This is a genomic window from Streptomyces mashuensis, from assembly GCF_014654785.1.
Classification (GTDB): Bacteria; Actinomycetota; Actinomycetes; order Streptomycetales; family Streptomycetaceae; genus Streptomyces; species Streptomyces mashuensis.
Genome location: NZ_BNBD01000011.1, coordinates 95,140 through 109,653, shown reverse-complemented (window position 1 = coordinate 109,653; position 14,514 = coordinate 95,140). Strand labels below are relative to the sequence as shown.

15 protein-coding genes are annotated in these 14,514 nt (G+C 74.8%); 13 read left to right on the top strand and 2 right to left on the bottom strand.

The genetic code is table 11. The features are described 5' to 3' along the window. The first annotated feature begins 9 nt into the window (after positions 1–9). The 10 genes from IE305_RS23865 to IE305_RS23820 all read left to right on the top strand — a co-directional run bounded on the left by IE305_RS23865 (position 10) and on the right by IE305_RS23820 (position 8,969). Positions 10–1,677, top strand: coding sequence for a CpaE/TadZ family protein (locus IE305_RS23865; protein ID WP_190131777.1), 1,668 nt, complete (start codon positions 10–12; stop codon positions 1,675–1,677). A gap of 3 nt (positions 1,678–1,680) precedes the next feature. Beyond that, entirely contained in the window at positions 1,681–2,235 is a 555-nt protein-coding gene (locus IE305_RS23860) for a TadE/TadG family type IV pilus assembly protein (protein WP_190131776.1), read from the top strand. After that, complete coding sequence (locus tag IE305_RS23855) at positions 2,232–3,539, top strand: TadA family conjugal transfer-associated ATPase (protein ID WP_190131775.1); 1,308 nt, start codon at positions 2,232–2,234, stop codon at positions 3,537–3,539. The genes IE305_RS23860 and IE305_RS23855 overlap by 4 nt, the downstream gene beginning before the upstream one ends. Positions 3,540–3,545: 6 nt before the next feature. Continuing rightward, a complete protein-coding gene (locus IE305_RS23850) occupies positions 3,546–4,490 on the top strand; it encodes a type II secretion system F family protein (RefSeq protein ID WP_190131774.1) in 945 nt (314 codons plus the stop codon). 17 nt (positions 4,491–4,507) lie between these two features. Further along, entirely contained in the window at positions 4,508–5,401 is an 894-nt protein-coding gene (locus IE305_RS23845) for a DUF5936 domain-containing protein (protein WP_190131773.1), read from the top strand. 136 nt (positions 5,402–5,537) lie between these two features. Beyond that, on the top strand, positions 5,538–5,741 hold the full coding sequence (locus IE305_RS23840; RefSeq protein WP_190131919.1) for a Flp family type IVb pilin: 204 nt from the start codon (positions 5,538–5,540) through the stop codon (positions 5,739–5,741). Continuing rightward, complete coding sequence (locus tag IE305_RS23835) at positions 5,738–6,436, top strand: pilus assembly protein TadG-related protein (protein WP_190131772.1); 699 nt, start codon at positions 5,738–5,740, stop codon at positions 6,434–6,436. The genes IE305_RS23840 and IE305_RS23835 overlap by 4 nt, the downstream gene beginning before the upstream one ends. Before the next feature lie 57 nt (positions 6,437–6,493). Beyond that, positions 6,494–7,066: a hypothetical protein gene (locus tag IE305_RS23830; protein WP_190131771.1), complete on the top strand. Its 573-nt coding sequence runs from the start codon at positions 6,494–6,496 to the stop codon at positions 7,064–7,066. Continuing rightward, positions 7,063–7,692: an OmpA family protein gene (locus IE305_RS23825; RefSeq protein WP_190131770.1), complete on the top strand. Its 630-nt coding sequence runs from the start codon at positions 7,063–7,065 to the stop codon at positions 7,690–7,692. Before IE305_RS23830 ends, IE305_RS23825 begins: the two co-directional genes overlap by 4 nt. A 14-nt stretch (positions 7,693–7,706) precedes the next feature. After that, positions 7,707–8,969, top strand: a complete 1,263-nt coding sequence (locus IE305_RS23820) for a hypothetical protein (RefSeq protein ID WP_190131769.1) — start codon at positions 7,707–7,709, stop codon at positions 8,967–8,969. Between the two features lie 38 nt (positions 8,970–9,007). On the opposite strand, the gene IE305_RS23815 is transcribed toward IE305_RS23820, so the two are convergent. Beyond that, positions 9,008–9,376, bottom strand: a complete 369-nt coding sequence (locus IE305_RS23815) for a DUF192 domain-containing protein (RefSeq protein WP_190131768.1) — start codon at positions 9,374–9,376, stop codon at positions 9,008–9,010. 57 nt (positions 9,377–9,433) lie between these two features. Here IE305_RS23815 and IE305_RS23810 point away from each other — a divergent pair, with 57 nt between their 5' ends. Next, positions 9,434–10,171, top strand: a complete 738-nt coding sequence (locus tag IE305_RS23810; RefSeq protein WP_190131767.1) for a prepilin peptidase — start codon at positions 9,434–9,436, stop codon at positions 10,169–10,171. Positions 10,172–10,707: 536 nt separating this feature from the next. Here the strand turns inward: IE305_RS23810 and mgrA are convergent. Next, positions 10,708–11,760 carry an L-glyceraldehyde 3-phosphate reductase gene (gene mgrA / locus IE305_RS23805; RefSeq protein WP_190131766.1) on the bottom strand — a complete coding sequence of 351 codons (1,053 nt, stop codon included), beginning with the start codon at positions 11,758–11,760 and terminating at the stop codon, positions 10,708–10,710. A 109-nt stretch (positions 11,761–11,869) separates the two neighbouring features. Here mgrA and IE305_RS23800 point away from each other — a divergent pair, with 109 nt between their 5' ends. Continuing rightward, entirely contained in the window at positions 11,870–12,631 is a 762-nt protein-coding gene (locus tag IE305_RS23800) for an isoprenyl transferase (protein WP_190131765.1), read from the top strand. A 411-nt stretch (positions 12,632–13,042) separates the two neighbouring features. Beyond that, positions 13,043–14,365, top strand: a complete 1,323-nt coding sequence (gene phoH2 / locus IE305_RS23795; protein WP_190131764.1) for an RNA 5'-3' helicase PhoH2 — start codon at positions 13,043–13,045, stop codon at positions 14,363–14,365. Positions 14,366–14,514 lie beyond the last annotated feature (149 nt).

Sequence of the window (14,514 nt, the reverse complement as noted above, 5' to 3'; positions counted from 1 at the left end):
CGGACCACGGTGACCATCCGGATTCTCCCGGCCGTGGCCGACCCGGACGCCGGCCGCGCCCTCGCGGAGCTGCTCGGGCGGCTGCCCGGCGCCGAACCGCTGCGGCCCGTCGGCGACTCCGCCCGCCTGCTCGACGTCCTCGCCGCGCTGGGCGCGGCGCCCGGCGGCGACCTGCCCGACGTGGTGCTGGTGCACGAACGCATCGGGCCCGTGCCGGCGCTGGAGCTCGTACGCGAGGTCGCCCTGCGCTTCCCCACGACCGGGGTCGTCCTGCTGACCGCCGACCCCGGGCCGGCGCTGTACGCGGCGGCGATGGACTGCGGGGCGCGCGGGCTGGTCGCGCTGCCGCCGGTGTACGAGGAGCTGAGCGCCCGCGTGCAGGCCGCCGCGCACTGGGCGCAGGGCGTACGGCGGCACCTGGGCGCTGCCGCGCAGGGCCCGGCGGGCGCGGGCGCGGCGCCGGGCGGGCGGCTGGTGGCGGTGGTGGGCGCCAAGGGCGGCGTCGGTACGACGGTGACGGCGGTGCAGCTGGCGCTCGCGGCGAGCGCGGCCGGGCGCGGCACGGTGCTGGTCGACCTGGACCTGCAATCGGGCGACGTCGCGTCGTATCTGGACGTGCGGTTCCGGCGGTCGGTCGCGGACCTGGCCGGCATCAGCGACATCACGTCGCGGGTGCTTCAGGACGCGGTGTTCCCGCACCCGGCGGGGCCGGGGCTGCTGCTGGCACCGGCGGAGGGCGAACGCGGCGAGGACGTCGGCGACCTGGCCGCCCGGCAGATCACGGCCGCGCTGCGGGCCCGGCACGACGTGGTGGTCGTCGACTGCGGCACGCAGATCACCGCTGCCGGGGCGGCCGTGATCGAGACGGCGGACGTGGTGCTGCTCGTCACCACGCCCGACGTGGTGGCGGTGCGGGCGGCGGGGCGCATGGTCCGCATGTGGGAGAGGCTGCAGATCCGCAAGGCGGAGGAGACGACGACCGTGGTCAACCGGCATACGCGCGGCGCGGAGATCCAGCCGCCGCTCGTGGCCCGTACGACGGGGACGCGTACGGCCCGTACGACGGTCCCGGCCGGCTACAAGGAGTTGCAGCCGGCGGTGGACGCCGGGCGGCTGCAGGACCTGGACGCCCGGTCGGGCGTGCGGCAGGCGCTGTGGGCCCTGGCCGGCGAACTCGGCCTCGCCGGGCCGCCCGGCGCCGCCCACGCCGCGCCCCGGGCACGCACCCTGACGGGCGGCCTGCGACGCCTGGCGATAGGGGCCGGGGGCGGGGGGACCGGGCCGGACCAGCTGTCGCCGGTGCCGCCGGGGGTGTTCCGGCGGCGGTACGGCGACCGGGGCGGCGACCGGGGACAGATGGCCGTCGAGTTCGCGGGCATCCTGCCGCTGATCCTCGTGGCGCTGGCCGTGATCTGGCAGTGCGTTCTGGTCGGGTACGCGTATTCGCTGGCGGGGCACGCGGCGGACCGGGGCGCGCGCGCCGGCGCGGTGGGCCGCGACTGCGCCGCGGTGGCGCGCGCGGACCTGCCGGGGTCGTGGGCGGCACAGACCGGCTGCGGGCCGGACGGCGCGGTCTACCGGGCGAGTGTGCGGCTGCGGGTGCCGGTGCTGTTCCCCGGCGCGGCGAACTGGCCGTGGCCGGTGGAGAGCACGGCCGGCGTGGCCCGGGAGGACTGACCGGTGCGGGGGGAACGGGGCTCGGCGTCGGTGGAGTTCCTCGGCTTCCTGCCGCTGCTGCTGCTGGTCGGCCTGGGCGCGGTCCAGCTGGGCCTGGCCGCGTTCGCCGCCCAGCAGGCCGGCACGGCAGCCCGCGCCGCGGCGCGGGCTGCAACCGTCGACTCGCCGTCGCGCCCGTCGCCGGAAGCGGCAGCCCGAGAGGCCCTGACGACATGGCTCTCCCCCCACACCACCGTGACAACCACCCCATGCACACCGGGCGCCCCCCGGACCACGTCGACGGTGACGATGGAAGTCCCCACGCTGCTCCCGGGCACGACGTTCACCCTGACAAAACAGGCCACGATGCGCTGCCCGGGGGCTGACGGGACCGGCCCACTGCCCCCGCTTTCCGCCGCGGCGGGAGGGGTGGCAGTGCCTGCTGTCGCCGTGGGGCCCTGCGGGCCCGGCGTTGCCGCCGTGCCGGCGGGAGGGGCGGGGCCCTGCGAACCCCGCGCCGCCGTCCCGGCGGGAGGCGCGCCGGGGCGCCCCGGTGCCGCGTTCGGGGGGTCCCCGTGAGTCTTCGGGCGCGGCTTGTCGGGGGGGAAGAGCGCGGCGCGAGTCGCGACCAGGGGCAGCTCGTCGGGCTCTATCGCGTCAAGCTGCTCGAGGAGATCGATCTCGCCGAGATGTCCGCGCTGTCCACCGCCGAGCGGCGCGGGCGGCTCGAGCGGGTGCTGGGGCACATCATCAGCCGTGAGGGGCCCGTCCTCTCCACCGCGGAGCGGGACCGGCTCGTGCGGCGGGTCGTCGACGAGGCGCTCGGGCTCGGTGTGCTGGAGCCGTTGCTGGAGGACCCCTCCGTCACCGAGATCATGGTCAACGGGCCCGAGCAGGTCTTCGTCGAGCGCGCCGGGCGCGTGGAGCTCGTACCCGTACGGTTCGCCTCCCACGAGCAGCTGATGCAGACCATCGAGCGCATCGTCTCCACCGTGAACCGTCGCGTCGACGAGTCGAACCCCATGGTCGACGCCCGGCTGCCCACCGGCGAGCGCGTGAACGTCATCATCCCGCCGCTCGCCCTCAACGGCCCCACCCTCACCATCCGCCGCTTCCCCCGCGCCTACAGCCTCCGTGAACTCATCCGCACCGGCACCCTCGACGAGCCCATGCTCCTGCTGCTCTCCGCCCTCGTCCGCGCCAAGTTCAACCTGGTCGTCTCGGGCCCCACCGGCGCCGGCAAGACCACCCTCCTCAACGCCCTCTCCGGTCTCATCCCCGACGGCGAGCGCATCATCACCGTGGAGGACGCCGCCGAGCTCCAGCTCCAGCAGACGCACGTCATCCGCCTGGAGGCCCGGCCGCCCAACGTCGAGGGCAAGGGCCGCATCACCATCCGCGACCTCGTCCGCAACTCCCTGCGCATGCGCCCCGACCGCATCATCGTCGGCGAGGTGCGCGGCGGCGAGACGCTCGACATGCTCCAGGCCATGTCCACCGGACACGACGGTTCCCTCGCCACCGTCCACGCCAACAGCGCCGACGACGCCCTGCTGCGGCTGCGGACGCTCGCCTCCATGTCCGACGTCCGCGTGCCCTATGAGGCCCTGCGCGACCAGATCGCCGGTGCCGTCGACTGCGTCGTCCAGCTCGCCCGCGCCGCCGACGGGTCCCGCCGCATCACCGAGATCGCCCTGCTGGAGCAGGGCCACCAGCTCGCCACCGTCTGCCGGTTCGACGCCGAACCGATGGGCGCCGACCGTGTCGTCCGCGGCCGGTTCACGTACTTCCCCCTGCCCCCACGCGCAGCGGAACGGCTGCGCCTCGCCGGCGAGGCCGCGCCCCCCGCCTTCGGCGCCACCCACCCGTACCCCCCGAGGTAGCCGCCCATGGACCCCTTCGCACCGGCCGCCGCCGCCCTCGGCGCCACCCTGCTGGGCGGCGCCCTCGCCGTCGCCGGCGTACGGTCGTACACCACCGGCCGCCGGCGCCACCAGGCACTCGTCGACCGCCTCGCCGACGCCCCCGCCCCGCCCCCCACCGGCCGGACGCGCGCATTCCGCCGCCTGGACCGGTGGCTGCGCGCCACCCGCCCCGGCCGCCGGCTGGAGCTGCGCATCGCCTCCACCGGACTGGACGTGACCGCCGGCGAGTTCACCGCCGCCGCGGCCGGCGCCGCCGCCGCGCTGTGGCTGCTGGCGGCCACCGCCCTCGCGCCGTTCTTCGGGCCGCCCGCCGCCCTCCTCGCCCTCTGGTCGGCGCACGCTTTCCTCGCGTGGCAGCGCCGCAAGCGCATCGAGCGGTTCATCAACCAGCTGCCCGAGCTCTCCCGCATCCTGGCCAACGCCACCCAGGCCGGCCTCGCCCTGCGCACCGCCCTCGGCATGGCCGCGGAGGAGATGGAGGCACCCGCCGGCGAGGAGCTGGCCAAGGTCGCCGACCGGCTCGCCGTCGGCCACTCCATCGAGGACGCCCTCGACGACCTGGCCCACCGCCTGCCCTCCCGTGAACTCGTCGTGCTCGTCACCACCCTCGTCCTCTCCCACCGGGCCGGCGGCACCGTCGTCAGCTCGCTGCGCAACCTCACCACCACCCTGGAGGAGCGCAAGGAGACCCGGCGCGAGGTCCGCACCCAGCTCTCCCAGGTGACGGTCACCGCGTACGTCGTCCCGCTCATGGGCGTCGGCACGCTGCTGCTCATGGACCGCATCGCCCCCGGCGCGCTCGACCGGATGACCGGCAGCTGGCCGGGGCAGCTGGCCGTCACCATCGCCTTCGCCCTGTACGGGGTGGGGTTCTTCCTCATCCGCCGCATGTCGCGGATCGACGTCTGAGGGGTGGGTGACGAGACATGACCGGGTTGTTGCTCGCCCTGCTCGCCGCCGCTGCCGTGGCCGGCACCGCCTGGGGCCTGGTGCTGCTCCGCTCGGAGGCCCGGCTGCCCCCGGACCTGGCCGTCGCCCTGGAGGTCGGCGCCACCCGCACCACCGCCGTCGGCTCGGCCGTCGACCGGCTGGGCATGCGGTACGCGCCGCTCGTCCTGCGCCTGATGGGGCCCAAGAGGGTGGCGCGGGTCCGTACCAGGATCGACCGCGCCGGCAACCCCGGCGGCCTGACCGTCGACCGCTACGCCGCCCGCCGCGCCGTCTACGGGGCGCTGGGCCTGACCGGCGCGCTGGTGATGCTCGCCAAGGGACAGCCGGTGGCGGCCCTGCTCATGGTGGCGTTCGGGCTGTTCTGGATCGAGGTCGGCATCCGGGTGGCCGTCCGCGAGCGGCGCGACGCCATCGAGCGGACCCTGCCCGACTTCCTCGACGTGCTCGCCGTCGTCGTCAGCGCCGGCCTCGGCTTCCGGCAGGCGCTGGAGCGGGTGGCCGGGCGCTACGAGGGCCCGTGGGCCGACGAACTGCGCATCACCCTGCGCCGCATGGACCTGGGCGTCAGCCGCCGGCAGGCGTTCGACGAGCTGCGCCGGCGCAACGACTCCGAGCAGGTCGCCCAGTTCGTCACCGCGCTCCAGCAGGGCGAGGAGCTCGGCACCCCGATCGCCGAGACGCTCATCGAGATCGCCACCGACATGCGGCGCACCGACGCGCAGCGGGCCCGGCGCCGCGCCGCGCGGACCGTGCCGCGGGCCACGGTGGTGATCACGACGTTCATGGTCCCCGGCACGATGATCCTTCTCGTCGCGGGGTTCTTCCTCGGTTCGGGCGTCGGTCTGGGCACGTTGTTGAACGTCCGGTGAATCGGGGCGAACCCCCTCCGCCGGTACCACCGGGTGTGGGACAGTCGGGTGCGGCGCATGGTGTTCCACATCCCTTGCAGGGGAAGGGAATGGAGGCGCATGCAGCGCATGCACACGGACGCCCTGGGAGGGGACGATGATGCGACGGCGCCTGCGGGGACCGGGGACCGCGTACGGTACGGGCGGGGACCGGGCCGCCATGGACCGGGGCCAGACCTCGGTGGAGTACCTGGGCATCATCGCGGTCGTCGTGGCGATCATCCTCGTGCTCACCACCACCGACTTCGGCACGATGATCGCGACCGCGATCACCAACCAGATCCAGAAGATCACGGGTTGAGACGGGCGGCCGCCCGGAGCCGGCGGGACCGCCGGGGCGGCCGGGACGCCGGGCAGGCGTTCCCGCTGTACGTGGTCGCCGTCGCCGCCCTGTTGTTCCTCGCGTTCGCCCTGTTCGCCGTCGGGCGGGCCGGTGCGGCGCGCAACGGCGCCCAGACCGCGGCCGACGCGGCGGCGCTCGCCGCCGCTCAGGACTACCGCGACCAGCTGCTGTCCGGCTTCCTGGCAGCTCTCACCGCCCCGGGGCCGGCTCCTGCGGGCGGCTGGGCGGACTGGCTGGCCGGGCGCGGCGCCGACACCGCCCTCGCCTGCCGGGCGGCCTCGGAGTACGCCGGGCTCAACGGCGCGCGCCCGGAGGTGAGCTGCGCGGAGGGCGCCGGCCCCGGCTCGTTCGACGTGGCCGTCACGGCCGCGCGGCCGGTGGGGCCTTCGGTGGTGCCGGGCACGGAGGAGGCGTACGCGACGGCGCGGGCGCGGGCCACGGTGACCCCGCGCTGCGAGCCGGCGCCGGGAGCGCCCACGCCGACCCCCACACCCCCCTCCACTTCCGCTCCCACCCCCTCGCCCTCCGCTTCCCCGGCCGGTCCCGCCCTCGTCACCCTCCTCTGCGACGGCCGGCCGCTGACCGTCGACCCGCGGCGCCCCGGCAACGCGCCGCCGGCCGCCGACCTGTTCGCCGTACGCCTCACCGACTGACGCCACCGACCGACGCTCACCGATTGACGCCTGCCGATCGACGGAACGGAACGCAGCATGAGAACTGGACCGGCCGCAGCAGCGCTCGTGGCCGTCATAACCCTCGCCCTGGCCGGCTGCGGCGGCGAGGGCGGCGACGGGGACCAGGACGGGGCGCGTACGCCGGGCCCGGGGGCCGCCAAGGGCCGGGGCACACCCGGCGCGGGCGCCACGGGCGAGCCCGCGCCGCGGCCCACCGCCACCATCGGGCAGCTGAAGGGGCCCGACGGGATCGAGCTCACGCTCCACTCGGCGGAACGGGACCAGGGCGGCTTCGTCACCGTCGACGGCACGGTGACCAACCGGGGCACCAAGCCCTACAACGCCCTGACCTGGCGTTCGAAGGAGACGGAGATGAAGTCGCAGTCCTCCGTCTCCGGGGCCTCCCTCGTCGACCCGGCCGGCAAGAAGCGCTACCTCGTGCTGCGCGACACGGACGGCGAATGCCTGTGCACCACCGGCCTCGTGGGCATCCGGCCGGGGGAGAGCCGGGCGGTCTTCGCACAGTTCCCGGCGCCGCCCGCCGACGTCAAGGACGTGGACTTCCAGCTGCCCACCATGCCGTCCGTGCGCATCAGGATCTCGGGATGAGCAGGAGGAACGGGAACCCGCGCCCGGCCGGGGCGGCGGCCACGACCGTGCTCCTGGCGCTGCTCGTGCTGCCGGCCCCCGCCGCGTACGCCGTCGACGCCGGGCCCGGTGGCCGTGCCGACACCACGCCGCCCGTACGGACCGACCCGCGGGCGCCGGGGCTGCGGCTGCGGCAGGGCGCGCGGCTCGCCCCCGGCCGGGTGCTCGACGTGAAGTCGGTGGTGGAGTCGGGCGGCGGCGAGGAGCGCCGCGTGGACACCAATACGGACGTCACGTTCGCCCTTCAGGCCGAGGTGCTGTTCGAGAAGGACAGCGCGGCGCTGGGCGGTGCGGCCGCCGCCCGCATCCGGGCCATCGCCGCCGAGGCGAAGAAGCAGCACGCGACGGTGATCAGGGTGTTCGGCTTCACCGACGACCTGGGGTCGGAGGACCACGGGCTGGCGTTGTCGAAGGACCGGGCGAACGCGGTGCAGCGGGCGCTGGCCGGCGAACTGGGCTCGTCGGCGGTGCGGTACGAGATCCGGGGGTACGGCGAGGAGTACCCGGTCGCCGACAACGGGACGGAGGACGGGCGGCGGAAGAACCGTCGCGTGGAGGTCACGTTCCCGCGCGGCGGGCGCGGTTGAGCGGGAGGCGGGGCATGAGGGGCGGGCGGCTCGTCGGCGCGGGCGTGACGCTGGGAATGCTGGCCGGGGCGCCGGGAGCGGTGGCCGCGGGGCCGGACCGGCCGGAGGGCCCGCCGGCGTACCGGACGGCACCGGGAGCGGTCGCGGTGCGGGGTGCGGCGAGCAGTGACGACGGCCCGCGGCTGGCACCGGGCGGCGGCCCGTACACCGACACGCTGGCGCCGGGGGAGCGGAAGTTCTACACGGTGGAGCTGGACGGGCGGTCCAGCGCGTACGTCTCGGCGGTGGCGGCGCCCGCGCCGGGCAGTGCGCCGGGGTTGCGCGACGGCATCGAGGTGTCGTTGCGGGCGGAGGACGGTACGCGGTGCGGCCCGGGGCGGCACCGGACGTTCCTGTCCGTCGGGGGCGCGTACCCGCTGGCGGACTACGCGGAGCGCGTCGTGCGCGCGGGCGGGCCGTGTGCGGGCGCGGGCACGTACCGCTTCGTGGTGGAGCGCGGCGAGGCGGCCGGGGGCGACGCGGCGCCGGTGCCGGTGGAGCTGGCGTACGTGGCCGAGCCGCCGCGCGACCCGGTGACGGCCGGCGGGGGCGCGGTGACGGGCGGCTGGAGCTCGCAGGCCCCGGCGGACGCGGCGGGGGGCGGCGAGGCGGCGGAGGCCACCGAGGTCGAGGGCGGCACGGGCTTCAACGACGCGCCCGAAGTGCGGGACGGGGTGTGGAAGGACGAACTCCGGCCCGGCGAGACGCGTTTCTACCGGGTGAACGTCGCGCAGGGCCGGCAGCTGTTCGCGGACGCGCAGTTCGGCGGGGCGGGCGGTCCGGTGCCGTACGTGGTGGGCGGGGCGCGGCTGGGGCTGAGCAACGCCGCGCGGGGCTTCGTGATGAACCGGACCGCCGGCTACCAGAGTGGCCGTGCGGCGGTGTCGCTGGCCACGCCCCCGGCGGCGTACGCGGGCGGGGGCGCGGCCGACGCGGTCCGCGGCATGGCCCTGCCGGGCTGGTACTTCCTCCAGGTCAGCCTGAGCCCGAAGGCGCGGCCCGCGGGCGGTGTGCCGGTGACGCTGAAGGTGGCGGTGGCGGAAGCCCGCCCGGCGGAGGCCCCGGCGCTGGGCGGCAGCCGGCCGGGCCCGGGGGCCGGGGGCTCGGCGCGGCCGGAGCCGGGCCGGACGCCGGACGTGCGGCTGCTCGTGATCGGTTACGCGGGCGTCGGGACGGGGTCGGCGCTGCTGGTGGGCCTGGGGGCGTGGATGCTGGCGCGCCGGAGGCGCGCGGGGTGAGGCCGGGCGCGGTGGCCCTCACCCCGGGCGCGGCGGCCTCACGCCGGGTCCGGCGGCGAGGGGCGGACGGCGAGCCGCAGCCCGGGGCGCAGGCCCCACGCCGTCATGGCGCCCGCTTCGGCCTCCAGGACGTGGCGGGTGCGGAGGCGGGGCCGGCCCAGGCGGCCGGGGGGCATGGTGTGCACGGCCAGGATGTGCAGGTCGCGGTCCAGGTGGGCGACGTCGAGGGGGAAGCGCATCCGGAAGGTGTGGACGCCGGAGGCGGGGGTGAGGAGGAGGGCGCCGGTGAGGCCGTCGCGGCCGAGCAGGCCGCGCGTGCGGGCGCGGAACGAGGCGGCGATCTCCAGGGGGACCACGGGGCCGCCGGGCACGAGGAGTTGGGCGGTGGAGTCCTTCCACTTGTGCATGCCGCACTTTATCCACAGGCTCGGGCGGAGGCCGGTATTCGTGCGTAACCTCGCATCATGTACTCGCTGTTGATCGTCGTATCCGCTCTGTACGGGGCGCTGGCGGGCGCGTTGGTGCCGCAGGCGTGGTACCGGCTGTCGGTGGAGCCGGGGGAGGCGTGGCGGACCGCGGGGCCGTGCAGGCATCCGGTGCAGGGCTGGGTGGGGGCCGCCCGGTGCGCCGCGTGCGGGAGGCGGTACGGCTCGGGTGCGCTGCGGCCGGCCGTGGTCACGGCGCTGGCGTGCGCCGCGCTGGCCGCAGCGGCCGGGGCGCGGCCGGAGCTGGGCGTGTGGCTGCTGGCGGCGCCCGTCGGCGTGGTGCTGGCGGGGGTCGACTGGTCGGTGCGGCGCCTTCCGGACGTGCTGACGCTGCCGCTGGCGGCCGGGGTGGCGGGCCTCCTGGGGGTGGCCGCGCTCATACCCGGCGAGGCCGGGTCGTGGCCCCGGGCGCTGCTGGGCGGGGCCGTGCTGGCGGGGGGCTACTTCCTGCTGTTCCTGCTGCGGCCCGCCGGGATGGGCCTGGGCGACGTGAAGCTCGCCGTGGCGCTGGGCTGCGCCCTGGGCTGGTACGGCTGGGGGGTGCTGGCGCTGGGCGCCCTGGCGGGGCTGCTGCTGGGCTCGCTGTACGGGGTGGCGCTGCTGGTGACGCGGCGCGCGGGCCGCGGCGCGGTGATGGCCCTCGGCCCGTTCATGATCGTCGGTGCGTGGCTCGGTCTGCTCGTGGGCGCCCGGAGAGGGGAGTACTGGACCGCGTGACGGGGGACGCGCCGCGGGCGCGCCACGCCGGTCCGGCGGAGGCCGGCGCGTCCGTTCGTGTGACGTCCGGTGTGACGTCAATGACGTCGTCCCGGAATCACGCCGCGCCGATGACGACTTTGCCGGACTTTTTCGAAAGACGCGCCGAGCCGGATTCGGCGTGGTGGCGGATGGCCGGTTTCCCGCCATTGGCCCAGCGTCCGGCGGGTTCCGGGGGGTCGCAAAGCACCGTGCCGGCCTCGCCGTTCAAGATCGACTAAGGGGGTCCGGGTCAGCGCGCCACGGATTGTCACCCCCGTCGGTGCACGAAGCACGGCCCCGGACCGGTTATGGTGGAAACCCCCCCTCGGGCCGGTCCGTATCCCCCCCACGGACCGGCCCGTTTTCTTTCGCCTTCGTCACGCTGTGTGCCGGAGTCCGTGCCGAAGCGTGGCTTCCGGCGACCGGATCTTCTCTTGAGCCCGGTCTTGAGCGGGGTTCTGAGCCCGGCCGGGACGAACCCGACCGGAATTGATCAAGAGATTTCTTCGAACGATCTAGGAATCGTTCCGGCGTGCCCAGATATTGACCCCCTCGGTACTCACCGCGAAGGCATCGATTTCGGCCAGCTCCTCCTTCGACAGCGGTGCCGCCCCCACCGCCGCCACATTGGCCTCCAGCTGCGCCACGCTCGACGCCCCGATCAGCGCGGACGTCATCCGCTCGTCCCGCAGCACCCACGTCAGCGCCAGCTGCGCCAGCGACTGGCCCCGGCGCTCCGCGATCGCGTTCAGCCCGCGCAGCCGCCGCACCACGTCCTCGGTCAGCAGCGCCGGGTCCAGCGACTTGCCCTGCGCGGCCCGTGAGCCCTCCGGGATGCCCGCCAGGTACTTGTCCGTGAGCAGGCCCTGGGCGAGCGGGGCGAAGGCGATGCAGCCCATGCCCTCCTCCTCCAGCGCGTCCAGCAGCGCGTCGTCCTCCGTCCAGCGGTTGATCATGGAGTACGAGGGCTGGTGGATCAGCGGCCGCACACCCATCTCGCGCAGCAGCCGCGCCGCCTCCCGGGTCTGCTCCGCGCCGTACGACGACACGCCCACGTACAGCGCCTTGCCCTGCTGGACCGCGGACGCCAGCGCGCCCATCGTCTCCTCCAGCGGGGTGTGCGGGTCGAAGCGGTGCGAATAGAAGATGTCGACGTAATCGACACCCATCCGGCGCAACGAGGCGTCCAGCGACGACAGCAGGTACTTCCGGGAGCCCCACTCGCCGTACGGCCCCGGGTGCATCAGGTAGCCCGCCTTGGTGGAGAGCACCAGCTCGTCCCGGTACGGGCGGAAGTCCTGGGCGAACAGCCTGCCGAAGTTCACCTCCGCGGAGCCCGGCGGCGGCCCGTAGTTGTTGGCCAGGTCGAAATGGGTGACGCCCAGGTCGAAGGCGCGCCGCAGGATGGCACGCTGGGACTCGAGGGTGCGGTCGTCCCCGAAGTTGTGCCACAGTCCGAGGGAGACGGCAGGCAGCTTCAGCCCGCTGCGGCCCGAGCGCCGGTACACCATGGAGTCGTACCGCGTCCCGGCCGCGCGGTAGAGCGAGGGAAGCGAAGGTTCAGCCATGCGCATCTGACTATCACGGTCCTGTGACAGGCCGAGTTGGGCTCGCGACAGGCTGGCAGTAGTGTGGCGCCTTCGGGGGCGACCGCCGTGGCATGGAGGGGCAGAAAGAGTGAAGTTGCGCGACCTGGTGTACAGGCTCTACGCACGCCGGGTGGAAGGCCGCCTCGACCACGCCCAGGTGCCGGGGCACATCGGTGTCATCCTCGACGGCAACCGCCGCTGGGCGCGGGCCGACGGGCTCACCACCGAGCAGGGTCACCAGGCCGGGGCCGACAAGATCTTCGAGCTGCTCACGTGGTGCGCCGAGACCGACGTCGAGGTCGTCACCCTCTGGATGCTCTCCACCGACAACCTCGACCGCCCGGCCGAGCAGCTCGACCCCCTCCTCGCGATCATCGAGAACACGGTGCGCGGCCTGGCCGCCGACGGCCGCTGGCGCGTGCACCACGTCGGCAACCTCGACCTCCTGCCCGCGCACACCCAGACCGTGCTCAAGGAGGCCGAACAGGACACCCTGGGTGTCAAGGGCATACTGGTCAACGTCGCCGTGGGCTACGGCGGGCGGCAGGAGATCGCCGACGCGGTCCGCTCGCTCGTCCTGGAGGCCGCGGACAACGGCGTCTCCTGCGAGGAACTGGCCGAGACCATCGACATCGACGCCATCACCAAGCACCTCTACACCAAGGGCCAGCCCGACCCCGACCTCATCATCCGCACCAGCGGCGAGCAGCGCCTCTCCGGTTTCATGCTCTGGCAGAGCGCGCACTCCGAGTACTACTTCTGCGAGGTCTTCTGGCCGGCCTTCCGCAAGGTCGACTTCCTGCGGGCGCTGCGCGACTACGCCGCCCGCCACCGCCGCTACGGGACCTGACCCCCCGTACGCCGCGCGCCACCGCGCCCACCGCGCACCGCCCCGCCACGGGGCCGAACTCCCCGGCGTCGCAGCCGTTCACCTGCGCTTCGCATATGCCGTTGCATGGTCAAGCGGCCGGACGGGAATATCCCCTCCAGGCCGGCGGTCGGTACGGCAGACCGTCGCTCTGCCAGCGGGCGGCATGGGGCCGCCCGCCCGGGAGGCCCCTTGCACCAGGACGACGACCGTGCGGACCGAGCGGGCCCGGCGCCCGCACGGGAGCCGCACGGCGAGCCGGACGACCGGCCGCCCTGGCAGGGCCCGCACACCCGGCCCGTTCCCGCGACGCCGCTCCCCACGAGGCGCCCCACCGCGCCCCGCGGTGGCCGCGGCGCGCTCTTTCCTCTGCACGAGGGGGTTCGTCCACCCGTGGTGACCAGCACGAAGCGCCGTGACAGCGACCGGCGCACGTTTGTCCTCGACACCAGCGTCCTGCTGGCCGATCCCGGCTCCATGGCCCGCTTCGAGGAGCACGAGGTCGTGCTCCCCGTCGTCGTGGTCACGGAGTTGGAGTCCAAGCGGCACCACCCCGAGCTCGGGTACTTCGCCCGCAAGGCCCTGCGCCTGCTGGACGACTACCGGGTGCGGCACGGCCGGCTGGACGCGCCGGTACCGGTCGGTGAGCTGGGCGGCAGCCTCCGGGTCGAGCTCAACCACTCGGACCCGGGCATACTGCCCGCCGGCTTCCGCCTCGGCGACAACGACTCGCGCATCCTCGCCGTCGCCCGCAACCTCCAGGCCGAGGGGTACGACGTCACGGTCGTCTCCAAGGACCTGCCGCTGCGGATCAAGGCGTCCGCGGTCGGGCTGCTGGCCGAGGAGTACCGCGCCGAGCTGGCCATCACCGACTCGGGCTGGACCGGGATGGCGGAGCTGACCGTCACCGCCGGCCAGGTGGACGAACTCTTCGCCACCGAGCGCATCGACGTGCCGGAGGCGGCCGAACTGCCGGTGCACACCGGCCTCGTCCTCCTCTCGGAGCGCGGCAAGGCGCTGGGCCGGGTCGCGGCCGACGGCTCGGTGCGGCTGGTGCGCGGCGACCGCGAGGCGTTCGGCATCCACGGGCGCAGCGCCGAACAGCGGGTGGCGCTGGACCTGCTGCTGGACCCCGAGGTCGGCATCGTCTCGCTGGGCGGCCGGGCCGGTACGGGCAAGTCGGCGCTCGCGCTGTGCGCGGGCCTGGAGGCGGTACTGGAGCGACGGCAGCACCGCAAGGTGATGGTGTTCCGTCCGCTGTACGCGGTGGGCGGCCAGGAGTTGGGCTACCTGCCGGGCAGCGAGGCCGAGAAGATGAGCCCGTGGGCCCAGGCCGTCTTCGACACCCTCGGGGCCGTGACGACGGCCGAGGTCATCGAGGAGGTGGTGGAGCGCGGGATGCTGGAGGTCCTGCCGCTCACCCACATCCGGGGCCGGTCGCTGCACGACGCCTTCGTCATCGTCGACGAGGCGCAGTCGCTGGAGCGAAACGTTCTGCTGACCGTTCTGTCGCGGATCGGGGCCAACTCCCGCGTGGTGCTCACGCATGACGTGGCGCAACGCGACAACCTGCGCGTGGGCCGGTACGACGGTGTGGTGGCGGTGGTGGAGAAGCTCAAGGGCCATCCGCTCTTCTCGCACGTCACGCTGACGCGTTCGGAACGGTCGCCGATTGCGGCACTGGTGACCGAAATGCTGGAGGACGGCCGGATTTGACGCCCCGCGCGGCGGCCCGGCGCGGCCCCGCGCGACCCCGCGCCGCCCCGCGGTGAACCGGCGCACGGCAAAAGCGTAAGAGCTTAGCCGTGCGCCGGAGTCCTCCGCGCCACCTTCCGCGAATCCGCAGCAGTAAACGGCGTGTGAGG